At 62.6% G+C, this 22,869-nt stretch carries 22 protein-coding genes; 16 read left to right on the top strand and 6 right to left on the bottom strand.

Going from position 1 to position 22,869, the window contains the following annotated elements:
- The first annotated feature begins 41 nt into the window (after positions 1 to 41).
- Positions 42 to 968 carry a muramoyltetrapeptide carboxypeptidase gene (ldcA, locus tag RW095_RS29390; RefSeq protein ID WP_317022251.1) on the top strand — a complete coding sequence of 309 codons (927 nt, stop codon included), beginning with the start codon at positions 42 to 44 and terminating at the stop codon, positions 966 to 968.
- Between the two features lie 81 nt (positions 969 to 1,049).
- Here the strand turns inward: ldcA and RW095_RS29385 are convergent, their stop codons facing one another.
- Positions 1,050 to 1,247 (bottom strand): hypothetical protein, encoded by a 198-nt coding sequence (locus RW095_RS29385; protein WP_317022250.1) that lies wholly within the window; start codon positions 1,245 to 1,247, stop codon positions 1,050 to 1,052.
- Positions 1,248 to 1,279: 32 nt separating this feature from the next.
- Between RW095_RS29385 and RW095_RS29380 the strand changes: the two genes are divergently transcribed.
- From RW095_RS29380 to RW095_RS29350, 7 genes are all read left to right on the top strand, one after another.
- Positions 1,280 to 2,068 carry a GntR family transcriptional regulator gene (locus RW095_RS29380; RefSeq protein WP_317022249.1) on the top strand — a complete coding sequence of 263 codons (789 nt, stop codon included), beginning with the start codon at positions 1,280 to 1,282 and terminating at the stop codon, positions 2,066 to 2,068.
- A 356-nt stretch (positions 2,069 to 2,424) separates the two neighbouring features.
- Positions 2,425 to 3,906 (top strand): NCS1 family nucleobase:cation symporter-1, encoded by a 1,482-nt coding sequence (locus tag RW095_RS29375; protein WP_317022248.1) that lies wholly within the window; start codon positions 2,425 to 2,427, stop codon positions 3,904 to 3,906.
- Between the two features lie 91 nt (positions 3,907 to 3,997).
- Positions 3,998 to 4,825 carry an aspartate/glutamate racemase family protein gene (locus tag RW095_RS29370; protein ID WP_317022247.1) on the top strand — a complete coding sequence of 276 codons (828 nt, stop codon included), beginning with the start codon at positions 3,998 to 4,000 and terminating at the stop codon, positions 4,823 to 4,825.
- 193 nt (positions 4,826 to 5,018) lie between these two features.
- Entirely contained in the window at positions 5,019 to 5,969 is a 951-nt protein-coding gene (gene puuE / locus RW095_RS29365) for an allantoinase PuuE (protein WP_128595251.1), read from the top strand.
- On the top strand, positions 5,966 to 6,487 hold the full coding sequence (uraD, locus tag RW095_RS29360) for a 2-oxo-4-hydroxy-4-carboxy-5-ureidoimidazoline decarboxylase (protein WP_317022246.1): 522 nt from the start codon (positions 5,966 to 5,968) through the stop codon (positions 6,485 to 6,487). The genes puuE and uraD overlap by 4 nt, the downstream gene beginning before the upstream one ends.
- 132 nt (positions 6,488 to 6,619) lie before the next feature.
- A complete protein-coding gene (alc, locus tag RW095_RS29355) occupies positions 6,620 to 7,633 on the top strand; it encodes an allantoicase (protein ID WP_128595250.1) in 1,014 nt (337 codons plus the stop codon).
- Entirely contained in the window at positions 7,630 to 8,142 is a 513-nt protein-coding gene (locus RW095_RS29350; RefSeq protein WP_317022245.1) for an ureidoglycolate lyase, read from the top strand. The genes alc and RW095_RS29350 overlap by 4 nt, the downstream gene beginning before the upstream one ends.
- Before the next feature lie 365 nt (positions 8,143 to 8,507).
- On the opposite strand, the gene RW095_RS29345 is transcribed toward RW095_RS29350, so the two are convergent.
- Positions 8,508 to 9,701, bottom strand: a complete 1,194-nt coding sequence (locus RW095_RS29345; protein ID WP_317022244.1) for a urate hydroxylase PuuD — start codon at positions 9,699 to 9,701, stop codon at positions 8,508 to 8,510.
- A 185-nt stretch (positions 9,702 to 9,886) separates the two neighbouring features.
- The gene (gene uraH / locus RW095_RS29340; protein WP_020070174.1) at positions 9,887 to 10,240 is read right to left on the bottom strand and encodes a hydroxyisourate hydrolase; all 354 of its coding nucleotides are present in this window, start codon (positions 10,238 to 10,240) and stop codon (positions 9,887 to 9,889) included.
- Between the two features lie 275 nt (positions 10,241 to 10,515).
- Between uraH and RW095_RS29335 the strand changes: the two genes are divergently transcribed.
- Together RW095_RS29335 and RW095_RS29330 are read left to right on the top strand one after the other, a co-directional pair.
- Complete coding sequence (locus RW095_RS29335) at positions 10,516 to 10,677, top strand: hypothetical protein (RefSeq protein WP_317022243.1); 162 nt, start codon at positions 10,516 to 10,518, stop codon at positions 10,675 to 10,677.
- Between the two features lie 107 nt (positions 10,678 to 10,784).
- The gene (locus tag RW095_RS29330) at positions 10,785 to 12,182 is read left to right on the top strand and encodes an 8-oxoguanine deaminase (RefSeq protein ID WP_317022242.1); all 1,398 of its coding nucleotides are present in this window, start codon (positions 10,785 to 10,787) and stop codon (positions 12,180 to 12,182) included.
- Between the two features lie 73 nt (positions 12,183 to 12,255).
- Here RW095_RS29330 and RW095_RS29325 read toward each other — a convergent pair whose 3' ends face one another.
- Positions 12,256 to 13,188, bottom strand: coding sequence for a LysR substrate-binding domain-containing protein (locus RW095_RS29325; protein ID WP_007181594.1), 933 nt, complete (start codon positions 13,186 to 13,188; stop codon positions 12,256 to 12,258).
- A 249-nt stretch (positions 13,189 to 13,437) separates the two neighbouring features.
- On the opposite strand from RW095_RS29325, the gene RW095_RS29320 reads away from it, so the two are divergent.
- The 4 genes from RW095_RS29320 to RW095_RS29305 all read left to right on the top strand — a co-directional run bounded on the left by RW095_RS29320 (position 13,438) and on the right by RW095_RS29305 (position 18,331).
- Positions 13,438 to 15,039, top strand: coding sequence for an ABC transporter ATP-binding protein (locus tag RW095_RS29320; RefSeq protein ID WP_317022241.1), 1,602 nt, complete (start codon positions 13,438 to 13,440; stop codon positions 15,037 to 15,039).
- Between the two features lie 72 nt (positions 15,040 to 15,111).
- Positions 15,112 to 16,218, top strand: coding sequence for an ABC transporter permease (locus tag RW095_RS29315; RefSeq protein WP_317022240.1), 1,107 nt, complete (start codon positions 15,112 to 15,114; stop codon positions 16,216 to 16,218).
- A gap of 28 nt (positions 16,219 to 16,246) precedes the next feature.
- Positions 16,247 to 17,176, top strand: a complete 930-nt coding sequence (locus RW095_RS29310) for an ABC transporter permease (protein WP_317022239.1) — start codon at positions 16,247 to 16,249, stop codon at positions 17,174 to 17,176.
- A 60-nt stretch (positions 17,177 to 17,236) separates the two neighbouring features.
- A complete protein-coding gene (locus RW095_RS29305) occupies positions 17,237 to 18,331 on the top strand; it encodes a BMP family ABC transporter substrate-binding protein (protein WP_317022238.1) in 1,095 nt (364 codons plus the stop codon).
- Between the two features lie 143 nt (positions 18,332 to 18,474).
- Here RW095_RS29305 and RW095_RS29300 read toward each other — a convergent pair whose 3' ends face one another.
- On the bottom strand, positions 18,475 to 18,684 hold the full coding sequence (locus RW095_RS29300) for a dodecin (protein WP_020070181.1): 210 nt from the start codon (positions 18,682 to 18,684) through the stop codon (positions 18,475 to 18,477).
- A 340-nt stretch (positions 18,685 to 19,024) separates the two neighbouring features.
- Here RW095_RS29300 and RW095_RS29295 point away from each other — a divergent pair, with 340 nt between their 5' ends.
- The gene (locus tag RW095_RS29295; RefSeq protein ID WP_128595244.1) at positions 19,025 to 20,617 is read left to right on the top strand and encodes an ABC-F family ATPase; all 1,593 of its coding nucleotides are present in this window, start codon (positions 19,025 to 19,027) and stop codon (positions 20,615 to 20,617) included.
- 112 nt (positions 20,618 to 20,729) lie between these two features.
- Here the strand turns inward: RW095_RS29295 and RW095_RS29290 are convergent, their stop codons facing one another.
- The gene (locus tag RW095_RS29290; RefSeq protein ID WP_317022237.1) at positions 20,730 to 21,224 is read right to left on the bottom strand and encodes a hypothetical protein; all 495 of its coding nucleotides are present in this window, start codon (positions 21,222 to 21,224) and stop codon (positions 20,730 to 20,732) included.
- 184 nt (positions 21,225 to 21,408) lie between these two features.
- Here RW095_RS29290 and RW095_RS29285 point away from each other — a divergent pair, with 184 nt between their 5' ends.
- A complete protein-coding gene (locus RW095_RS29285) occupies positions 21,409 to 22,833 on the top strand; it encodes an aldehyde dehydrogenase family protein (protein WP_317022236.1) in 1,425 nt (474 codons plus the stop codon).
- Positions 22,834 to 22,869 lie beyond the last annotated feature (36 nt).

Below are 22,869 nucleotides of genomic sequence, written 5' to 3'. Positions count from 1 at the left end.
GCTCTCCAAACCGCGCCGAACACTATGACAAGGTCCTGTCGATGAGCGTCCACCGTACCTTCAACCTGATTGCGCCTTCCGGCTATCCGCATGACGCGGACGTGCTCAATCGCGCGTTGCAGCGCCTGCGCGCACAAGGGCATCGCGTGGAAGGAGTGGACGCGACGCGGCGCCGTTATCAGCGCTTCGGCGGGACAGACGGCGAGCGCGCGGCGGATCTGAATCGGCTGGCCGATGCGTCCCGTGCCTTGCCGGACATCGTCCTGGCCGTGCGCGGCGGGTACGGCGCGGCGCGCATCCTGCACGGCCTCGATTACGATGGGTTGCAACGTCGTTTGACCGGCGAGCCGGTCGCGCTGGTGGGCCACAGCGACTTCACGGCAATTCAGCTTGCGCTGCTCGCGCGCGCCAACTTGAAAACGTTCGGCGGCCCGATGTTGATAAGCGATTTCGGCGCGGAACATGTCAGCGACTTCACCATGCAGCACTTCTGGTCCGCGCTGACAAAGCCGACGCTGACCATCGCGAGGAACGTGCCGCAAGCGCACGCGGTGGATGTCTCGGGTACCTTCTGGGGCGGCAATCTCGCGGTGCTCACGTCGCTCGTCGGCACGCCTTATATGCCGTCGGTGCAGGGCGGGGTGCTGTTTGTCGAGGACGTCAACGAGCAACCGTTTCGCATCGAGCGGATGCTTTATCAACTGCACCTGTCCGGCATTCTCGGCGAGCAGCAGGCGCTCGTGCTCGGCGATTTTTCGGGCGGCAAGCCGTACGACTACGACAACGGCTATGACCTGGAAGCAATGATCGATCAGATGAGGTCGGTGATCGGCATTCCGATCGTCACCGGCTTGCAGTTCGGCCACGTGCCGGACATGCTTACGCTGCCTGTGGGCGCCGACGCGCACCTCATTGCAGATGCGAACGGCTTCAAGCTGACCTTATCGAACTATCCCTGCCTGCGCTGAACGGCCGCAAACAAAGCGGCGCGGGTCAGGCCGCCTTTTCGCCGCTCATTTGCGGAACTCACGGCCGGCAAGTGCGGCGTTTCAGCGAAGCGCAAAGCCACCGCGCTCGACCATTTTGTCGACAAAATGGGTCGCGCCAGCGACGCCAATCATCATATCGAATCCAGCTTTTACCAGCACCGGCGGGGCTTTCGGCCAGGCAGCCCGTCGTCGTCGCACGCTGCGCTGCAAAAATTGTCGATGATCCAAACAAAAATTGTTGACAATTTTTATGTCCATCCTATTATGACCTGCATACCGAGACACATATCATGTCCGACACCGAATCAGCCAACGCAAATAGTTCGAAGCCCGAAGCAATTGCCGAGCGCATTCGCGCCGCGATTCTCGAGCATCGGCTGGCGCCGGGCGCGAAGCTGACCGAAGCGCAGTTGTGCGAAGTGTTCGGCGTGAAACGTGGTCCGATCCGGCAAGCGCTGGCGCAACTGGCGACCGATCATCTGGTGGATCTCGAGCCGAACCGCGGCGCGTTTGTCGCGAGCCCGTCGCTTCAGGAGGTGCATGAGGTGTTCGAGATGCGCCGCATCATCGAGTTGGCCGTCGTCGAAAAGATCTGCGGCGGGCATGGCATGCGGCGGTTGAAAAGCATCGGCGGCATGATCGGCCGCGAACGCAAGGCGTTCGAGACACGCGACTTTTCGTCGTGGATTCGTCTGTCCGGCGAGTTTCACACGGAACTGGCTCAGCTAACGGGCAACACGGTGCTGTGCGATTGCCTGAACGGACTCGTGGCGCGCTCCACGCTGATTTCAGCGTTGTACGAGTCACTGGGGCGAAGCCCGTGTTCGTTCGAAGATCACGAAGCGATCCTCGCCGCGCTCGACGCCGGCGATGCAAAAGAGGCGGCGGCGCTCATGTCGCGCCATTTGCAAAGCGTCGAGTTGAAAATGCTGGAGCGGCCCGCGCGTGGCGCAGCCGATCTGCATGAGGTATTCGGCGCGCTTAACAGCGCCGGCAAGGCGACATCTAAAGAATCACCTAAAGACTCACCCAAAGAATCACCCAAAGGATCACCCAAAGCCAAGTCCGCGCCAAGCTGAGGCAAGCGGCCGGCGTGCGCCCGTTGCTGGTGCGCGCCGCACTGAACTGAACCGGATTGATCGAGCGTTGCAAGGCGGCCCTGCGCGGGCGCTGCCGGCTTGCGCGCGCACGTTCGTCGCCTGGGCGACGGGCCTCGAATGCAGTAACGCATTGCCGGACGTCCGCGGAAAGCCGGCAATGCGATAACCACAAGTACTTCAGTACGGAGACAACCGCGGCGTGGCCATGGCGGCGGCTCGAGCCTCGTTCGTCCCGAACGACGCGAAGCGCGAGGAAGGCGCCAGAGCCGCAACTGGCATGGCCAATGCAATGCCCTTCGATTCGCAATCGACGGTCCCCATCACAAGGAGGAATCATGGCTCAGTTCAGCGCAGCGCCCGGCAGTTCCGCAATCCCCCCCTATGCAGACGGTGACGCATCCGGCGATGTGTTCATGCCGGCGGGTTACAGCGAGCGCTTATACAACAAGGACCTGGCGCCGTTGCGTCACCAGACCTGGGGCGCCTACAACATCTTCGCGTTCTGGATGTCGGACGTGCACAGCGTAGGCGGCTATGTGTTCGCCGGCAGTCTCTTCGCGCTCGGGTTGACCAGCTGGCAAGTGCTCATTGCGCTGCTGGTGGGCATCGGAATCGTCAACGTGCTGTGCAACATGATTGCGAAGCCGAGCCAGGCCAACGGCGTGCCGTATCCGGTTGCGTGCCGTGCGACCTTCGGCGTGCTCGGCGCAAATGTTCCCGCGGTGATTCGCGGTCTGATTGCGGTCGCGTGGTATGGCATTCAAACCTACCTGGCCTCCAGCGCGCTGGTGATCGTCGTGCTCAAGTTTGTCCCGCAGTTGCTGCCGTATGCGGACGTTCATCGCCACGGTTTCATGGGCCTGTCGACGCTCGGCTGGTCCGGCTTCATGTTGCTGTGGGTGTTGCAGGCGCTGGTCTTCTGGCACGGCATGGAGACGATCAAGAAGTTCATCGACTTCGCGGGCCCGGCGGTTTATGTGGTGATGTTCATTCTCGCGGGCTACATGGTGTATCGGGCCGGCTGGCGCAACATCGGCATCAACCTGGGCGGCGTCAAGTATCACGGCATGCAGGTATTGCCGGTGATGATCACGGCAACTTCGCTGGTGGTGTCGTACTTCTCGGGGCCGATGCTCAACTTCGGCGACTTCTCGCGCTACGGCAAGAGCTTTCGTAGCGTGCAGCGCGGCAACTTCTGGGGACTGCCGGTCAACTTCCTGGCGTTTTCGCTCGTGACGGTGATCACGACCGCAGCGACGCTGCCGGTGTTCGGCCAACTGATTACGGACCCGGTGGAAACGGTGGGCCGCATCGACTATCCGACGGCCGTGATTCTCGGCGCGCTGACTTTTACGATTGCGACCATTGGCATCAATATCGTCGCGAATTTCGTGTCGCCGGCTTTCGACTTCTCGAACGTGGCGCCGAGGCTCATCAGCTGGCGTGCGGGCGGCATGCTCGCGGCGGTCGCTTCTATCTTCATCACGCCGTGGAATCTGTTCAACAACCCCGCAGTGATTCACTACACGCTTGACGTGCTCGGCAGCTTCATCGGACCTTTGTACGGAATCCTGATCGTCGATTACTACCTCGTGAAGCGCCAGAAAATCGTGCTCGACGATCTGTACACCGTTGCGCCGACGGGATCGTACTGGTATCGCAACGGCGTCAACTATCGGGCGGTTGCCGCGCTGCTGCCGGCCGCGATCATCGCCGTGTTGTGCGTGATGGTGCCGTCGCTCGACGGTATGGCGAATTTTTCGTGGTTCATTGGCGCGGGCCTTGGAGCACTGTTCTATCGCGTCCTCGCGCGCTGAGCATCGAGGCGCGGGTCATGCTGTGACAGCAGTGACAGGTGGTGGCCGACGGTGACAGCGCCGCCGTCATTGCAGTCGAAAAGGAGACGAGATGCGCATCAAACTGATCAACCCGAACACGACCCAACGCATGACCGACGCAATGGGCCGCTGCGCGCGCGAAGTGGCCGCGCCGGGCACCGAGGTCATTGCGGTCAGTCCGACGATGGGTCCGCCGTCCATCGAAGGTTACTACGACGAAGCGCTTGCCACGCCGGGTCTGCTCGCCGAAGTGATGGCGGGCGAGCGCGAGCACTGCGACGGCTATGTGATCGCCTGTTTCGGCGACCCGGGCCTGTACGCGGCGCGCGAGCTCGCGCGCGGGCCGGTGATCGGCATCGCGGAGGCGGCCATGCACGCGGCGAGCGTGCTGGCTCCGGGCTTCTCGGTGGTCACGACGCTGGCGCGTACCTGCGGGATGGCGTGGCATCTCGCCGAGCGCTACGGCATGCGGCGTTTCTGCCGCAACGTGCGGGCGACCGACGTCGCGGTGCTCGATCTCGACAAGCCCGGCTCGGCGGCGCGCCGCATCATTCTCGACGAGTGCCGGCGCGCGCTTGCCGAGGACGACTCCGACGCGATCGTGCTCGGTTGCGCGGGCATGGCCGAACTGTGCGCGGAGATCGAGGACGCGCTCGGCGCGCCGGTGATCGAAGGCGTGACGGCAGCCGTCAAATGGACCGAGGCCCTGATCTCCCTGCGTCTTTCGACGGCCAAGCGCGGTGACTATGCGCGGCCCTTGCCAAAGCGCTATGACGGCGCGCTCGAATCGTTCAGTCCCAGCGCAACGGATCCGAATCCCGCGCCGCCGCGTGTCGTCAATGGAGATTCGCTGCGGGTAAACACCAGCGAATCCGAGCCGCACATACATTCAGTCTGACACGCACTATCTGCCCGGGTGTATGGGCGCACCCGGGCGTTTTCGCTACACTGGTCCAACTCGGCGCGGGCTGCCCGACGTGCTTTCCGACGCTGCCACGGCTATTGCCGCTGTTACACGAGGCACGGCCTTCAGCAGCTTTCGCAACGCACCTTGCGAGCACAACGTATCGTCACCACGCATTCGTCAAACCATGCCACTCGACCCCAACTATCCACGCGATCTGATCGGCTACGGCCGCCACCCGGTGCAGGCGAACTGGCCAGGGCGAGCGCGCGTCGCAGTGCAATTCGTCCTTAATTACGAGGAGGGCGGTGAGAATTGCGTGCTGCACGGCGATCCCGGCTCGGAGCAGTTCTTGTCGGAGATTGTCGGCGCAGCGGCGTATCCCGCGCGTCACATGAGCATGGAGTCGATCTACGAATATGGCTCGCGTGCAGGCGTGTGGCGCATCCTGCGTGAATTCGAAAAGCGTGGGCTTCCGCTTACGGTTTTCGGCGTCGGCATGGCGATCGAACGGCATCCCGAACTCGCGCGCGCGTTCGTCGAACTCGGTCATGAGATTGCGTGTCACGGCTATCGCTGGATTCACTATCAGGACGTATCGCCAGAAAAGGAAGCCGAGCATATGCGGCTCGGCATGCAAGCCATCGAACGTGTCACGGGCGAGCGGCCGCTTGGCTGGTACACGGGCCGCGACAGTCCCAACACGCATCGGCTGGTCGCCGAATATGGCGGCTTTCTGTACGACTCCGATTACTACGGGGACGACTTGCCGTTCTGGATGGATGTGCAAGTGACAGGCGGCGCAACAGTGCCGCAACTGATCGTGCCGTACACGCTCGACACGAACGACATGCGCTTCGCGAGCCCGCAGGGCTTCAACACGGCAGACCACTTTTTCACGTATCTGCGCGACGCGTTCGACGTGCTTTACGAAGAAGGCGACGAAGCGCCGAAGATGCTGTCGATCGGCATGCACTGCCGGCTGCTCGGACGCCCTGGGCGTTTTCGCGCGCTGCAGCGCTTTCTCGACCACATCGAACAGCATGATCGCGTGTGGGTGACGCGGCGCGTCGATATCGCGCGGCATTGGCGCGAACATCATCCCTACCAGCAAAATAACCGCGGGGCTGCGGCATGAAGGCGATGCAATACACACTGGACCAACTCAACACCATTTCGACCGACGCGTTCGTCGCGGCTCTGTCGGGCATCTTCGAGCACTCGCCCTGGGTCGCGGAAATCGCGGCGCATGAGCGGCCATTTGCGAGCATCGACGAGTTGCATCGCAAGATGTCGAACATCGTCGAGACGGCGGGCGAAGAGAAGCAGCTTGCGTTGATCAACGCGCACCCGGAGCTAGCCGGCAAGGCAGCGGTGCGCGGCGAACTCACGGCGGAATCGACTCGCGAGCAGAGCGGCGCCGGTCTCGCGCAGTGCACGCAGGAAGAGTTCGACAAGCTGCTTGCGCTGAACGCCGCGTATCGCGAGAAGTTCGGCTTTCCGTTCATTCTCGCGGTGCGCGGCTACGACCGTCACGGCATCATCGCGAACTTCGAGGCGCGCGTGAACAACAGCCGCGCCGACGAGCTACGCGCGAGCCTCGATCAGATCTACCGTATCGCACGTTTCCGGCTGGAAGACCTGATCGGCGCGTGACGAACGCGCGATGAACGGATGATCGCCGCCGCGCTTCGAGCTTCGGTTTTGTGTTGCGGCTTTACGTTACTGCATTACGCGGCGGCTTCACCGGAAAATTTCTGGCACTAACAAACATCAAGGAACACAAAGATGGCACTCCCGATTCTCGACCCCAACGCACCCGACTTCACGCGCCGCTACGTGAACCTGGCGGACCCGCGCCTGGGCGCGCAGGCGCTCGAGGCCAGCGACGACTTCTTCGCCCCGAAGGAACGCATGCTGAACCCGGAGCCGGCCGTCTTCATTCCGGGCAAATACGACGAACACGGCAAGTGGATGGACGGCTGGGAAACGCGCCGCAAACGTGTGAGCGGCTACGACTGGTGCATCGTCAAGCTGGCGCGCCCGGGCGTAATCAAGGGGCTCGACCTGGACACGAGCCATTTCACGGGTAACTTTCCGCCGGCGGCGTCGGTGGAAGCGGCGCGCGTGGTGGACGGCGTGCCTAACCAGTCGACGCAATGGACCGAGATCGTTCCGTCCACCACGTTGCAGGGCAACAGCCACCACTACCTCGAAGTTGGCGACGCAAACGCGTACACGCACTTGCGCGTGAACATCTACCCGGACGGCGGCATCGCGCGTCTGCGCGTGTATGGGCAGCCGCAAGTCGACTGGGCAGGCGCGAGCCGCACGGAACAGTTCGACCTCGCCGCGATGGAAAACGGTGCGTACCTCGTCGCGGCGAATAATCAGCACTTCGGCGCTGCGTCGACCATTCTGATGCCGGGCCGAGGCGTGAACATGGGCGACGGCTGGGAAACGCGGCGGCGCCGCGAACCCGGCAACGACTGGGCGATCGTCGCGCTTGCACAGCCGGGCGTGATTTCAAAGATCGAAGTCGACACCGCGCACTTCAAGGGCAACTATCCGGACCGCTGCTCGATTCAGGCCGCGTATGTGACGGGCGGCACTGACAGTTCGCTGATCACGCAAGCGATGTTCTGGCCTGTGCTGCTCGGCGAGCAGAAGCTGCAAATGGACAAACAGCATTACTTTGAAAGCGAGATCGCCGCGCTCGGGCCGGTCACGCATGTGCGCTTTAACATCATTCCGGACGGCGGCGTGTCGCGTTTGCGTCTGTGGGGCACACTCGCATCATGAAGACGCTTGCAATCGAACCGCTGACGAAAGAAGCGTTCGCCGCGTTCGGCGACGTGATCGAACTCGAAGGCGCGAAGCAGATTCCGATCAACCTCGGCACGACGATCCGCTATCACGATCTGGCAAAAGTGGACGTGACCGACGAGAACGGCCGCACGCTCGTGAACCTGTTTCGCGGACAGCCGCGCGTGCTGCCGTTCGAGGTGAAGATGCTCGAACGCCATCCGCTCGGCAGCCAGGCGTTCGTCCCGCTGAACGACAAGCCATATCTGGTGGTGGTCGCGCCGGCCGGCGAGCTCGACGAATCGCAAATCCGCGCCTTCGTGACGAGCGGCTGGCAGGGCGTCAACTACGCGAAGGGCGTGTGGCACCATCCGCTGATTGCGTTGGGCGACGTGAGCGACTTTATTGTCGTGGATCGCGGCGGGGAGGGCCTTAATCTGAACGAGCAGGATCTGACGGAGTCGCTTTGGCTCACTGAAGCTGCGGTGAGCGCGGTGGTGGTTTAAGGTTCGTGCTTCGGCGTTTACGAGCCGCCAGTTTAAAAGCCCACGGCAGCAATGCCGTGGGCTTTTTGCTTTTGCAAAGCGAGCGCGCCTGCTTGCTCATCCTGGTGTAGCGCATCCCCAGATGTAGGTCCCGACTGCGCGCGCGGGACAAGTGCAAGGCCAGAATGCACGACGCTCTCCGGCCGCACTGCCCGACGCACACTCAGCGTTGCGGACAAGGCAGTTATCCATACGGACGTAATCGCGGCGAACGGCAACCAGCAAAGAGATAGAAAGCAGCGAATAAAAAACGGGCTTCCCGCTTCCGCGAAAAGCCCGCTTCGTGACGCTCGACCACGCCTGGCCCGGCAGAGGCTAGAGTTCGGTTATTTCGCCGCGCCACCCTGGAACCAGGCGGCGATCTTCATCCGCTCGTCGTCGGTCATATGGGTCACGTTGCCCAGCGGCATCGCCTTTAGCGTCACCGCTTGCTGATAGATCCGCTGTGCGTTCTGCGAGATCTCATCCGGCGTATCGAGCAGCACGCCGGCGGGGGCACTGCCCATCATCGTCGGATGCGCGGAGTGGCATGCCACGCAGCGCTGTTGCAACACCGGCACGATGTCGGCCACTTTCACCGTGGGCGCATTGGCCGCTTGCGCCTGCGGCACCACCGGCTTCGGCATGGTCCAGAAGAGCGCGCCGAACATCAGCGCGATACCGGCGAGCGGCAGATACCACAGCACCTGGCCGCGATGACGCATCACGAAGAACTGACGGATCAGCGCGCCGGCCAGCATGATGACGACCAGCACGGCCCAGTTGTACGGATGCGTGTAGGTCATCGCGTAGTGGTTCGACAGCATCGCGAACACCACCGGCAACGTGAAATAAGTGTTGTGCACTGAACGCTGTTTGCCACGCTTGCCGTAGATCGGGTTCGGCGTATCGCCCTTGAGCATCGCGTCGACCATCTTGCGCTGGCCGGGGATAATCACGAAGAACACGTTGGCCGACATGATCGTCGCCAGCATCGCGCCCATGATCAGATATGCCGCGCGCCCCGCGAAGATGTGGCACGCGAGCCAGGCCGCGATCAGCACGTACACGCCGACGCAGATGCCGAGTACCTTGTCCTTGTTGCCGAGAATGCGGCACAACGAGTCGTACACGATCCAGCCAGCAGCCAGAAAGCCTAGCGCCGACGCGACGGCAACCACCGGGCCCATATCGAGCACATTCTTGTCGATCAGATACGTGGACGGCGAAAACAGATACAGCACGGTGAAAAGACCGAAGCCGGAGAGCCACGTGGTGTATGACGGCCACTTCGACCAGTGCAGATCGTCGGGCATTTCAGGCGGCGCGACGGTGTACTTCTGCATGTTGTAGAAGCCGCCGCCGTGTACGTGCCACAGTTCGCCGAACACGCCGCGCTTGCGCTGGTTCGGGTCGTGCGGCGGCTTCAGGCTGTTGTCGAGTGCGACGAAATAGAACGACTCGCCGATCCATGCAATCGCGGCGACGACGTGGAACCAGCGAATCGCAAGATTCAACCAGTCGGTGATAAAGCCTTCCATGAAACTCCTCCACTTCTGATTCGTTGTACACGCGGCGACGTTCGGCGCCTTTTGCACCCGACCAATGAATCGGTGCGGGGCAGAGCGTCACCACGCGCACTGCGGGGTGAAAGACGCGGTGCGCTCAGTTCGCACGACGTCGTTGTTGTTAGGGTCTTCAGAGAGCGCGGTTCGGCGAAAATCTGTCAACTGCCGCGGTACGTGCTGTACGACCACGGCGACACGAGCAACGGCACGTGATAGTGTGCAGCGGCGTCGGCGACGCCGAAGCGCAACACGACGCGATCCACGAAACGCGGTTCCGGCACCTTCGTACCGATCGACGCGAAGTAGTCGCCCGCGGCGAACACCAGTTCGTATTCACCTGCAACTAGTGCGTCGCCTTGCAGCAACGGTTCGTCGCAGCGGCCGTCGTCATTGGTGATGGTGGTTTTCAGCGCGCGGCGCGTATCGCCCGTGAGCGCGAAGAGTTCGACCTTGATGCCCGCTCCGGGGCGGCCGTTCGCGGTGTCGAGCACATGGGTAGTGAGCTTTCCCATTCGCAATTTTCCTTGTGTGTTTGCGAGGTTTCGGCGGCAGCCCGATCCAGATACGTTTGCGGCGGATCGAGGCTCCACGTCAGTGGCTACATACCCGTCGGCGAATTGAAGCGAGCGCCGTTGCAGCCATTGTAAAAAGATGTCCCGCCCAGCGCGGGCGCGATAGGAAAGATAATAGCTGGCGCATGACGGACAGTCTGCTGAAAGGCGCAGCGAACAAAGCGCGCGGCCGTTGCAGCATATGGCCTTACCGTTCGATCGTACCGGCGTCAAAAATGACCAACTATATCGGCAGCCTGAAGATGGTTATCGCAACGGCGCGAGTTGCCAGCGTTATTTTGACCGTCGAAGGTTACGCCTGTGCGCCGCAGCAACGGCAAGCCCGAGGGGCTTTCAGCGCGGCACACGTCCCGAAGACGGCGCAATACGCTGGGTAACCGGGCCAACGGCGTTCGACGGGACGCGGCGGCGCGACCACGCGACTCAAGCGCCGCCACATCGCGTTCGGACGACTTTGCACGGAAGCAATCAGCCGGAGAAACGGATGACGATGGAACACGCAGCGAAACAAACGAGCAAGCCGAACAGAACAATGCTGGTCAAGCACGCAGACGTGCTCGTCACGATGGACGGCGCCCGGCGCGAACTGCGCGACGGCGGTCTCTATATCGAGGACAACCGCATCGTCGCGGTAGGGCCGACAGCGGAGTTGCCGCAAAGCGCCGACGAGGTGCTGGACATGCGCGGGCATCTGGTAATTCCCGGACTCGTGAACACGCATCACCACATGTATCAAAGCCTGACGCGCGCGATCCCGGCCGCGCAGAACGCCGAGTTGTTCGGCTGGCTCACGAGCCTCTACAAAGTGTGGGCGAATCTCACACCGGAGATGATCGAAGTCTCCACGTTGACGGCAATGGCCGAGTTGTTGCTGTCCGGTTGCACGACGTCGAGCGACCATCTGTATATCTATCCGAACGGCAGCCGGCTCGACGACAGCATCGCCGCGGCGCGCCGCATCGGCATGCGTTTTCATGCGGCGCGCGGCAGTATGAGCGTGGGACAGAAAGACGGCGGTTTGCCGCCCGATTCGGTGGTCGAGCGTGAGGCGGACATTCAGAAGGATACGCAACGCCTCATCGAGACTTATCACGACGAAGGGCGTTACGCGATGCTGCGCGTGGTCGTCGCGCCATGCTCGCCATTTTCAGTGAGCCGCGATCTGATGCGCGAGTCGGCGGCGATGGCGCGGCAATACGGCGTGTCTCTGCATACGCACCTTGCTGAAAACATCAACGACATCGCGTACAGCCGCGAGAAGTTCGGCATGACGCCCGCACAGTATGCGGAAGACCTCGGCTGGGTCGGGCGCGATGTGTGGCACGCGCACTGCGTGCAACTCGACGACGCGGGCATCGAACTGTTTGCGCGTACCGGCACGGGTGTCGCGCATTGTCCGTGCTCGAACATGCGGCTCGCGTCGGGCATCGCACCTGTCAAGCGGATGCGGCTTGCGGGTGTGCCGGTGGGTTTGGGTGTGGACGGCTCGGCGTCGAACGACGGCGCGCAGATGGTCGCCGAAGTGCGCCAGGCATTGCTATTGCAGCGAGTCGGCTTTGGTCCGGACGCGATGACGGCCCGCGAAGCATTGGAGATCGCCACGCTCGGCGGCGCGAAGGTGCTCAATCGCGACGACATCGGCGCGCTTGCGCCAGGCATGGCAGCGGACTTCGTGTCGTTCGATCTGCGTCAGCCGCTCTTTGCCGGCGCGTTGCACGACCCGGTCGCGGCGCTGGTGTTTTGCGCGCCGTCGCAGGTGAGCCATAGCGTGATCGCAGGCAAGGTCGTGGTGAAGGACGGACAATTGGCGACGCTCGAACTTGGTCCGGTGATCGAGCGGCATAACCGGTTGGCAAAGACGCTTTACGAAGCGGCGGCGTGACATGGAGCGTAGCGGCGCCTGTGCACAGCGATAAATGCAAGCGCCGCCTGTCAGTCAAAAAGCCTCTGACATCTCAAGGCTTGTCGATCAATGTCCTGGTCGCTTCGGCGACGAGGCTGCGCAGCCAACGCACTTCGTCGGAGTAATGCACGCGCTCATGCCATAGCTGGTAGTACTGCATAGGCGGAAAGTCGAGCGGCGCGGGTACCACGGTCAGCGGCAGGAACTTGGCGTAGTAATCGGCAAAGAGGCGCGTCGTCGTGAAAATCAAGTCGGACTTGATCAGCACGTACGGCGCGAGATTGAAGTACGGCAGCGTGACGACCACGTGGCGCTTCAACCGTTCGCGGGCGAGGTGCACGTCGATTGCACCGCGCTGACCCACCGAGTACGGGGTAGGCGCGAGATGCGGGGCGTTCAGGTATTGGTCGAGCGTGAGCCCGCCGCGTTTGGCGAACGGATGCGCGTTGCTCATCAGGCAGACGATCTGATCGACGAACAGGTTCGACAGATGCAGTTGCTCAGGCGGCTCCGGCCAGTTGCCCACGACGATGTCGAGCTTGCCGTCTTCGAGCGCCAGTTCGTAGTCGAACGCGGGGCCGAGCGAGTGAAACTCGAGCGTCGCGTTCGGCGCGGCCTGGCGAAAGCGTTCGACCACTGTCGGCACGAACAGCACGTTCAGGTAGTCCGGGCAGCCGATGCGATAGCAGCGAATGGAAGTGGCCGGATCGAAATTGTGTTGCTGGAACTTGATGCGTTCAATTTCGCGCAGCGCGTTCTGCACCGGCTCGAGGAGGCGCAGGCCGTATTCGGTGGGCACCATGCCGGATTTCCCGCGCACGAGCAGCGGGTCGCCGGTGATGTCGCGCAACCGGCGCAGCGCGGCGCTGATCGCAGGTTGCGACTGGTTCAGTTTGACGGCCGCGCGCGTGACGCTGCGTTCCATCAACAAGGTGTGCAAGACGCGCAGAAGGTAGGTATCGATCGCCTCGCGTTGCTGACTCATGACTTCTCCGAAATATATGTTCTGGCTGATCGAGTGGGTGCGTGGGTATATGCGTTTTAATATGAACGAAAAACGGCGTCAAGGCAGACATACCCGCAGAGCTTGCTGTGGCGCGGGTTTGCGCGAATTTTGGCGGCTCGACTGAGCGGGTCGAATTAGGTATTGTCATCCGGTTGTGGTGACGGATCGCCCGCCGGCAAGGTGGACGACCGTGCAGCAACCGCAGTCACTGACGCACTACGGAATCACATGAGCGACTCTTCTTATAGCGACGGCGCCGCCGCGCAGCCGGCAACGAGGCCGGAACAGGCGGCGCCCCGGTTGATGCTCAAAGGCATCACCAAACAATATCCCGCCGTGCGGGCCAACGACGACGTCACGCTGATCGTCGCGCCGGGCGAGATCCACGCCGTGCTCGGCGAAAACGGCGCGGGCAAGAGCACGCTGATGAAGGTCATCTACGGCGCGGTGCGGCCCGATGCCGGCGAGATTCAATGGGAAGGCGAGGCAGTCGACATCGCGAGTCCCGCGGCGGCGCGCAAGCTGGGCATCGGCATGGTGTTCCAGCACTTTTCGCTGTTCGAAACGCTCACGGTCGGCGAAAACATCGCGCTTGCACTCGACGAACCCTTCGACCTCAAGGCGCTTTCCAAACGTATCCGCGAAGTCTCCGCCGACTACGGCCTCGACATCGACCCGCAGCGTCACGTGCATAGCCTGACGGTGGGCGAGCGGCAGCGCGTCGAAATCGTGCGCTGCCTGCTGCAGAACCCGCGTTTGCTGATCATGGACGAACCCACGTCCGTGCTCACGCCGCAAGCGGTGCGCAAACTGTTCGCGACGCTGCGGCGGCTCGCGGCCGAAGGCTGCAGCATTCTCTACATCAGCCACAAGCTCGACGAAATTCAGGAACTGTGCGACACGGCGACGGTGATGCGCGGCGGCCGTGTCACCGGCCACGTGAAGCCGAAAGAGGAAACGCATGCGTCGCTCGCGCAGCTGATGGTCGGCCATTCGCTGCCCGACTACACGCGTCGTGAGCACAATCCGGGCGCGGTGCTGCTCGACGTGAAAGCGTTGTCGGTGGCGAGCGACGACCCGTTCGGCACGTCGCTCGAGAACGTGTCGTTCGCCGTGCACGCGGGCGAGATCTTCGGCATTGCGGGCGTCTCGGGCAACGGTCAGGCGGAATTGCTGTCGGCGCTCTCGGGAGAGAAGCGCGGCCTGCGAGCGGACGCCGTCACGATTTGCGGCAAGCCCGCGGGGCGTCTTGGCGCGGGCGGGCGGCGCGCGCTCGGCTTCGGCTTCGTGCCGGAGGAGCGCCTGGGCCGGGGTGCCGTGCCCGCGATGACGCTGTCCGAAAACGCGCTGCTCACCGCGCATCGTCAGAAGATGGTCAGCTCCGGCTGGATCAATTCAGGCGCGATGCGTGCGTTTGCCCGGCGCTGCATTGAAGCCTTCGATGTGCGCTGCGGCGGCTCCGAGGCGCTCGCGCAAAGCTTGTCGGGTGGCAATCTGCAGAAGTACATCATGGGCCGCGAGATTCTGCAGGCGCCGAAGGTGCTGGTGGTCGCGCAACCCACATGGGGCGTCGATGTGGGCGCGGCGGCTTTCATCCGCCAGCAGCTGCTCGATCTGTCGGCAAGCGGCGTGGCGATCCTCGTGATTTCCGAGGAACTCGAAGAACTGTTCGACATCTGCGATCGCATTGCGGTGCTCGCGGGCGGCAGGCTTTCGCCGGCACGCGCGACCGGCGCGACCAACGCCGAGGAAATCGGCCGCTGGATGGCGGGCCTCTTCGGTGGCCGCGAGGGCGCGGCGCCTTCGGCGGAACAGCCGGCGCATGTTTGAGCCGCGTCTAGCGGATCGCGCGGTATCTATCTCCGCGTCCGTTATCAGAACCCGAAAAAACACACGCTACCCATGATTCTTCCGTATCGACTCGAAGCGCGCACGACGCCCTCGCGCACCATGCAGCTCGCCGTGCCGCTGATCGCGGCATTGCTCACACTCGCAATCGGCTTCGTGATCTTCGGCCTCGTCGGCCGCGATCCGCTGCAAGCCATGCACGCGTTCTTCATCGAACCGCTGTCGAGCGTGAACGGCTGGTCGGAGCTTCTGCTTAAGGCTTCACCGTTGTGCCTGATCGGTCTCGGGCTTGCGATCGGATATCGCGCGAATGTGTGGAACATCGGCGCGGAAGGGCAGATGCTGCTCGGCGGCATTGCCGCGAGCGGCGTCGCTATCTATTTCGATCAGGCGAGCGGCTGGTGGATCCTGCCGCTGATGATGATCGCCGGCGTGATCGGCGGCATGCTGTGGGCGGCGATTCCCGCGCTGCTGAAAAGCCGCTTCAACACCAACGAGATTCTCGTGAGCCTCATGCTCACGTACGTGGCCACGCAACTGCTGATCTATCTGGTGAGCGGCCCCTGGCGCGATCCGCAGGGCATGAATTTTCCGCTGTCCGAAATGTTCAGCGGCGACGCACTCTATCCGACGTTTTACGGCGACTGGCGCTGGAAATGGCTGCGCGGCACGCGTCTGAATGCTTCGGTATTCGTCACGCTGATTGCGATTCCGCTCGTATGGCTCTTCATGCGCAAAAGCTTTGCCGGTTACCGGATGAACGTCGGCGGTCTTGCGCCGCTTGCCGCCCGTTATGCGGGCTTCTCCGACAAGAAAACCATCTGGATGTCGCTTTTGATCAGCGGCGGACTCGCGGGCCTCGCAGGCATGGGCGAGATCGCCGGGCCTATCGGCCAGTTGCAGGCGACGTGGTCGCCGGGTTACGGCTTCACAGCGATCATCGTCGTGTTCGTCGGACGGCTGCATCCGGTCGGCATCGTGCTAGCAAGTCTGCTGATGGCGTTGCTGTATCTCGGCGGCGAAGCAGTGCAGACCTCGATGCAGTTGCCGCAGGCGCTCTCCGGCGTGTTCCAGGGACTGCTGCTGTTCTGCCTGCTGGGCGCCGATCTGTTCGTGAATTACCGTGTGCGCCGGCGCTCCGTTGCCGCGCAAGCCCACTGACCCGTCTATCGCCTCGTTGCCGCAATCCATGGATATTCAACAAGCCAGCGCGCTCACGTCGAGCGCCGTCACTGCCGCGATTCCGCTGATGTTCGCGGGCGCGGGCGAACTCGTCACCGAAAAGTCGGGCGTTCTCAACCTCGGCGTGGAGGGCATGATGCTGATGGGCGCCGTGACCGGCTACGCAGTCACCGCGATCACCGGCAGCCCGTGGCTCGGTGTGCTCGCCGCGATCGGCGCGGGCCTCGCGATGTCGCTGCTGTTCGCGTTTCTCGCGCTGACCATGCTCGCCAACCAGGTCGCCACGGGTCTGTCATTGACCATCTTCGGCATCGGCCTGTCCGCGTATGTCGGCAAGCCGTACACGTCGGCGGCGGTACGCGCGACCATCGACACGTGGACCATTCCGGGCCTCTCGAAGATTCCGGTGCTCGGTCCCGCGCTCTTCAGTCTCACGCCGCTCGATTACCTCGCGTTTGCGATGTTCGCGGTAATCGGGTGGTTTCTGTATCGCACGCGCGCGGGGCTCGTGCTGCGCTCGGTCGGCGAGTCGCCGCAGGTCGCGCATTCGGTCGGCTTTCCGGTAGTGGGCGTGCGCTATGGCGCGGTCGCATTCGGCGGCGGCATGGCGGGACTGGCCGGCGGCTACTATTCGATCGTCAATCTGCACCTCTGGCAGGAACAGCTCACGTCGGGCCGAGGCTGGATCGCGCTCGCGCTCGTCGTATTCGCGACGTGGCGACCGGGGCGCCTCCTGATCGGCGCGCTGCTGTTCGGTGCCGTGACCGGCCTGCAGTTCTATGCGCAGGCGATCGGCGTGCCGGTGCCGACGCAATTCCTCGCAATGCTGCCGTATGTCGCGACGGTCGTCGTGCTGGTGCTGATCTCGCGCAACCCGAACACGATCCCCCTGAACGCGCCCGCATCGCTTGGCAAGCCGTTTTTCTCGGCAGGCTGAGGACCGCCGGCACGTGCTTCGCAAGTCTCAAATCATTCGATAAACACGACAGGAGAAAACATGAAGAGAAGAAATCTGCTGACCGCTTTTGCCCGGGGCGCGGCGTCGCTCGCGCTGACTGCGTCGCTGCCGCAGGCCGCGCAAGCAGCGGACGCGCCGGGCGTGGCGTTTGTCTATCTGGGCAATCCGGGCGATGCCGGCTGGACCTTCGCGCACGACCAGGGCTCGAAGGAAGCCGAGGCGAAGTTCGGCAGCAAGGTCAAGATCACGCGCATCGAGAACGTGCCCGAATCGGCCGACTCGGAGCGCGTATTCCGCGATCTGGCGAACAAGGGCAACAAGATCATCATCGGTTCGAGCTTCGGCTATCAGGACTTTGAACTCAAAGTCGCGAAGGACTTTCCGGACACCGTTTTCCTGCATGCGACCGGCTACAAGAAGGCGCCGAATTTCGGCACTTACGACGTGCGCATGTATCAGGGCGCATACCTCGCCGGCGTGGCTGCCGGTTACGTGACGAAGACGAACACGCTCGGCTTCGTCGCTTCGGTGCCGATTCCGGAAGTGGTTCGCAACATCAATGCGTACACGCTCGGCGCGCGCTCGGTGAATCCGAAAGTGCATACGAAGGTCATCTGGATCAATAGCTGGTTCGATCCGGGCAAGGAGAAGCAGGCCGCCGAAACGCTGATCGGCCAGGGCGCCGACGTGCTGTTGCAGAACACCGATTCGAGCGCGACGCTCGCGACCGCATCGGAGAAACATGTGCACGCGTTCGGCTGGGATTCGGACATGAAGAAGTTCGGCCCGAGCGCGCATCTGGGCTCGGTGGTCGCGCACTGGGGCGTGTACTACGACGCGGCGATCCAGCAGGTGCTCGACGGCAAATGGAAGAACGACCCGGTGTGGTGGGGCATTCCGCAGAAGGCCGTCGATCTGGAAGATCTGAACACGGCGGCGATTCCGGCTGACGCGCAGAAGAAGGTCGCCGCGAAGCGCGACGAACTGGCGGGCGGCAAGTGGGATGTGTTCGCCGGTCCGATCAAGGACCAGTCCGGCACGGTGAAGGTGCCGGCCGGCAAGACGCTGACCGATCCGGAGTTGCAGCGCCTGAACTGGTATGTCGAAGGCGTGGACGGTTCGTTGCCTAAGTAAGGCCGTTGCGTTGCGGCGGGCGGCTGATAGGGCGTGCCGCCGCTGCATGCAGGACTGCCGGAGCTGCGTCCGCTACGGACGCGGCTCTTCCGCTTTCACGCGGGCGCTGTGCGGCGGCTGTGGCGTCGCCGGTGTTGGCCGCATCAATCGTCTATCCGCAAGCCCACCTTGATCGTCACCTGCCAGAAGGCGACTTTGTCATTCTCGATCTGGCCCCGGGTTTCCGTCACTTCGAACCAGTGCAGATTGCGCAGCGTTTTCGATGCCTTCGCAATGGCGGTGCTGATGGCGTCGTCGATCGATTTCGGCGATGAGCCGGTCAGTTCGATCTGCTTGTAGACGTGGTCTGACATGAGGTCTCTCCTTTGATCTTCGTTGACGTTCAGGAAGTATAGGTAACGCGCACGGGTAAAACGTCAGTCGCGCGAAGATGTGACGTTGCACGTCGCGTGCCCGATAAAAGGACCTGGAGGGCGCCGGTGATCCGCCATCTGCTGCGCGCTCGTCCGTCGCTGCATATCTTGAACCGCAAACGGACAAAGCCCAGGCGAGGCCGGTTTCCCGGCGTTCATCGACATTTTGCAGACGCCGCGCGCCGTTGCCCGCCGCTGACGCGTCGCACGTGGGCTGGATTCGCGATAACCTGCTAAAATAGTCGGTTTTTCGCCGATATCACATTCAAAGGGACGCGCCGTGCTGTCTACTGCCAACATCACCATGCAATTCGGGCCAAAGCCCCTGTTCGAGAACATCTCGGTCAAATTCGGGGGAGGGAACCGCTATGGCCTGATCGGTGCTAACGGCTGCGGCAAGTCTACCTTCATGAAAATCCTGGGTGGCGATCTGGAGCCGAGCTCGGGCAACGTGATGCTCGAGCCGAACGTGCGCCTCGGTAAATTGCGCCAGGACCAGTTCGCGTATGAAGACGTGCGCGTGCTCGACGTCGTGATGATGGGCCATGCCGAAATGTGGGCCGCCATGACCGAGCGCGACGCGATCTACGCAAACCCCGACGCGACCGACGACGACTACATGCACGCGGCCGAGCTCGAAGCGAAGTTCGCCGAGTACGACGGCTACACCGCCGAGGCGCGCGCGGGCGAACTGCTGCTCGGCATCGGCATCGCCATTGAAGATCACAACGGCCCCATGAGCAACGTCGCGCCCGGCTGGAAGCTGCGCGTGCTGCTCGCGCAGGCGCTGTTCTCGAAGCCGGACGTGCTGCTGCTCGACGAGCCGACCAACAACCTGGACATCAACTCGATCCGTTGGCTGGAAGACGTGCTCAACCAGTACAACTCGACGATGATCATCATCTCGCACGACCGCCACTTCCTGAACCAGGTCTGCACGCACATGGCCGACATGGACTTCGGCACGCTGAAGGTCTATCCGGGCAATTACGACGACTACATGCTGGCCAGCACGCAGGCGCGCGAGCGTCAGCAGAACGCGAATGCGAAGGCGAAGGAGCGTGTCGCCGACCTGCAGGACTTCGTGCGCCGCTTCTCGGCGAACAAGTCGAAGGCGCGTCAGGCAACCAGCCGTCTGAAGATGATCGACAAGATCAAGATCGAGGAATTCAAGCCGTCGTCGCGGCAGAATCCGTTTATTCGCTTCGAGTTCGAGAAGAAGTTGCACAACATCGCGGTAGTCGCGGACAGCATCTCGAAGAAGTACGAGCGCACGATCTTCAACGATTTCAGCATCAGCGTGCAGCCCGGTGAGCGGATCGCAATCATCGGCGAGAACGGCGCAGGCAAGACCACGCTGTTGCGCTCGCTGCTCGGCAAGCTCGAGCTCGACCACGGCACGGTGAAGTGGGCGGAAAACGCGAACGTCGGTTATATGCCGCAGGACACGTACGAAGAGTTTCCGAACGACGTGACGCTGATGGACTGGATCGACGCCTATCGCAAGGAAGGCGACGACGAGCAGATGGTGCGCGGCACGCTCGGCCGTCTTCTGTTCAATGCCGACGATATTCGCAAGTCGGTCAAGGTGCTGTCAGGTGGCGAGAAGGGCCGCATGATCTGGGGCAAGCTGATGCTGGGCCGCCATAACGTGCTGCTGATGGACGAGCCGACCAACCACATGGACATGGAATCGATCGAGTCGCTGCAAATCGCGCTCGACAAGTTCGAAGGCACGCTGATTTTCGTGTCGCACGACCGCGAGTTTGTTAGCGGTCTGGCCAACCGGATCATCGAAGTGAAGACGAACGGTACGCTGAACGACTTCGGCGGCAACTACGAAGACTTCCTGTTGAGCCAGGGCGTGCAGTAAAGCCTCTGAGAAGCACATTTGCGAAGCCATTGATCGTCGGGTTTGTCCCGCGGACACATGGCTCCTGAGAACGGCGGTCCGGCATGCTCTGCGCATGTCGGACCGCCGTTTTTCATTTCGCCGGCGCCTGACCCGATGACAGAATCGTGCTTAGCGTCGTGCCGCCGATCGATTCGCAATCCGCTGGCTTCGGTTCAGTCCATTGCACGGCGACGCCGCGCACTACGGGTCTGACCATCCGCCAAGGCCAGAAGCCGAAGCGCTGCGAACCGCTGTACTCGATAATCGCATCGGCTCCACGCAGTTGCGCGTACTCGGCCATTTTCGGAAGGATGTCCGCGACGCCGCCGTAGGTGCCTTTGCCGATCTTCACATTCTTGATGACCTTGTACTTCTGACTGGCAGGCGGCAGCCGTGCAAAGAAGCAGAAGTTGCCAAGGCCGCCGGGAAGATCGGCCACTGGATGCGCGGCCTCTTTCGTCAGGTCCAGTTCGGCTTCAGATGCTGCGTCCGGCGCGGATTCCGCCGCGCGCGCGGTGCCTGCTGTCACGGCGATTGCAATCAGCGCCGCGATCAGCGGAAGTTTTGGGTGTCGTGTGGGGATCATGGTTGGTCTCGATGCATATGCGCCGCGGGGCGGGCGCTTTTTTATGAAGTCGGATAGTAAGCGAGCGCGGCGCTATTGGCTAGCGGGCTTCTGCTCTGTTCGCCGCCCATCTCCCACACCAGCCCCTTCCTCCGACGCTGTTTAGAATAGAGCCATCAATATCCGCAGACAAAGGCCGACCATCATGAAGACCTACGACAAACTCTATATCGACGGAAAATGGATTGCGCCCTGCGGCACCGGCACGATCGACGTGATCGATTCGGGCACCGAGGAAGTCATGGGGCGCATCCCCGAAGGCGTCGAAGCCGATGCCGAAAGCGCGATTGCCGCCGCGCGCGTGGCCTTCGACGGCTGGGCCGCGACGCCCGCAGCGCAGCGCGGCGAGTATCTGCAGCGCATTGCGGCAAACCTGAAAGCGCGCACCGATGAACTGGCTGCGCTGATCGCGGGCGAAGTGGGCATGCCGCTGAAGCTCTCGCGCGCCATTCAGGTTGGCAGTCCCGTGTACAACTGGAACGCGTATGCGAAGCTCGCCAGCGACTTCGAATTCGAGACGCGCGTCGGCAATTCGCTCGTCGTGCGCGAACCGGTCGGCGTGGTTGCCGCCATCACGCCATGGAACTATCCGCTCAATCAGATCACGCTGAAGGTGGCGGCGGCGCTCGCCGCCGGTTGCACGGTCGTGCTCAAGCCTTCGGAAATCGCGCCTTTGAATGCCTTCGTGCTCGCCGAGGCGATTCACGAAGCGGGGCTGCCCGCCGGTGTGTTCAGTCTCGTCAGCGGTTATGGGCCGGTCGTCGGCGAGATTCTCGCGAGCCATCCATCGGTGGATATGGTGTCGTTCACCGGTTCCACGCGCGCGGGCAAGCGCGTGTCCGAACTGGCGTCGGCGACGATCAAGCGCGTCGCGCTCGAACTCGGCGGCAAGTCGGCGTCGGTGATTCTCGACGACGCCGACTTCGCCGCCGCGGTGAAAGGCACCATCAGCGCGTGCTTTCTGAACTCGGGGCAAATGTGTTCCGCGCACACGCGCATGCTGGTCCCCGAAGCACGCTACGACGAAGCACGAGCGCTCGCGAAGCAGGTGGCCGAGACATATGCAGCCGGCGATCCGCGTGACGAGAAAACGCGCCTCGGGCCATTGGCATCGGCGGCGCAGCAGGCGCGCGTGCAGCAGTACATCGCCAGGGGAATCGAGGAGGGCGCTGAGCTCGTGACCGGCGGCGCGGGGCTGCCCGACGGCGTATCGAAGGGCTTCTTCGTCAAGCCTACCGTGTTCGGCCGGGTGCATCCGAAAGCGACGATCGCGCAAGAGGAGATCTTCGGCCCGGTCCTGTCCATTCTGACCTACAAGGACGAAGAGGAAGCGATTCGGATTGCCAACGATTCGCCTTATGGGCTGGCCGGCGCGGTCTGGGCTGGCAGCGACGAACGCGCGCAACGCGTTGCGCGCCGCATCCGCACGGGCCAGATCGACATCAACGGCGGTGCATGGAATATGGCCGCGCCGTTCGGCGGCTTCAAGCAATCGGGCTTTGGACGCGAGAACGGGGTCTACGGGCTCGAGGAATATCTCGAACTCAAGTCGATGCAATTCAAAGTTTGACCCGGATGACCGGCGTCAAGCAATCCGCACGCGCGG

Source organism: Paraburkholderia kirstenboschensis, from assembly GCF_032806925.1.
GTDB classification, from domain to species: domain Bacteria; phylum Pseudomonadota; class Gammaproteobacteria; order Burkholderiales; family Burkholderiaceae; genus Paraburkholderia; species Paraburkholderia kirstenboschensis.
The sequence above is the reverse complement of the archived record's forward strand: the minus strand, read 5'-3'. Positions and strand labels throughout refer to the sequence as shown.

Coding starts and splice junctions, on each gene's coding strand:
- RW095_RS29305 (WP_317022238.1), top strand. CDS start 17,237: ATGAAGAGAAGAAATCTGCTGACCGCTTTTGCCCGGGGCGCGGCGTCG.
- RW095_RS29330 (WP_317022242.1), top strand. CDS start 10,785: ATGACGATGGAACACGCAGCGAAACAAACGAGCAAGCCGAACAGAACA.
- ldcA (WP_317022251.1), top strand. CDS start 42: ATGAGCGTCCACCGTACCTTCAACCTGATTGCGCCTTCCGGCTATCCG.
- RW095_RS29290 (WP_317022237.1), bottom strand. CDS start 21,224: ATGATCCCCACACGACACCCAAAACTTCCGCTGATCGCGGCGCTGATT.
- RW095_RS29345 (WP_317022244.1), bottom strand. CDS start 9,701: ATGGAAGGCTTTATCACCGACTGGTTGAATCTTGCGATTCGCTGGTTC.
- RW095_RS29350 (WP_317022245.1), top strand. CDS start 7,630: ATGAAGACGCTTGCAATCGAACCGCTGACGAAAGAAGCGTTCGCCGCG.
- RW095_RS29325 (WP_007181594.1), bottom strand. CDS start 13,188: ATGAGTCAGCAACGCGAGGCGATCGATACCTACCTTCTGCGCGTCTTG.
- uraD (WP_317022246.1), top strand. CDS start 5,966: ATGAAGGCGATGCAATACACACTGGACCAACTCAACACCATTTCGACC.
- RW095_RS29370 (WP_317022247.1), top strand. CDS start 3,998: ATGCGCATCAAACTGATCAACCCGAACACGACCCAACGCATGACCGAC.
- RW095_RS29315 (WP_317022240.1), top strand. CDS start 15,112: ATGATTCTTCCGTATCGACTCGAAGCGCGCACGACGCCCTCGCGCACC.
- alc (WP_128595250.1), top strand. CDS start 6,620: ATGGCACTCCCGATTCTCGACCCCAACGCACCCGACTTCACGCGCCGC.
- RW095_RS29380 (WP_317022249.1), top strand. CDS start 1,280: ATGTCCGACACCGAATCAGCCAACGCAAATAGTTCGAAGCCCGAAGCA.
- RW095_RS29300 (WP_020070181.1), bottom strand. CDS start 18,684: ATGTCAGACCACGTCTACAAGCAGATCGAACTGACCGGCTCATCGCCG.
- RW095_RS29320 (WP_317022241.1), top strand. CDS start 13,438: ATGAGCGACTCTTCTTATAGCGACGGCGCCGCCGCGCAGCCGGCAACG.
- puuE (WP_128595251.1), top strand. CDS start 5,019: ATGCCACTCGACCCCAACTATCCACGCGATCTGATCGGCTACGGCCGC.
- uraH (WP_020070174.1), bottom strand. CDS start 10,240: ATGGGAAAGCTCACTACCCATGTGCTCGACACCGCGAACGGCCGCCCC.
- RW095_RS29335 (WP_317022243.1), top strand. CDS start 10,516: ATGACCAACTATATCGGCAGCCTGAAGATGGTTATCGCAACGGCGCGA.
- RW095_RS29385 (WP_317022250.1), bottom strand. CDS start 1,247: ATGGACATAAAAATTGTCAACAATTTTTGTTTGGATCATCGACAATTT.
- RW095_RS29375 (WP_317022248.1), top strand. CDS start 2,425: ATGGCTCAGTTCAGCGCAGCGCCCGGCAGTTCCGCAATCCCCCCCTAT.
- RW095_RS29310 (WP_317022239.1), top strand. CDS start 16,247: ATGGATATTCAACAAGCCAGCGCGCTCACGTCGAGCGCCGTCACTGCC.
- RW095_RS29285 (WP_317022236.1), top strand. CDS start 21,409: ATGAAGACCTACGACAAACTCTATATCGACGGAAAATGGATTGCGCCC.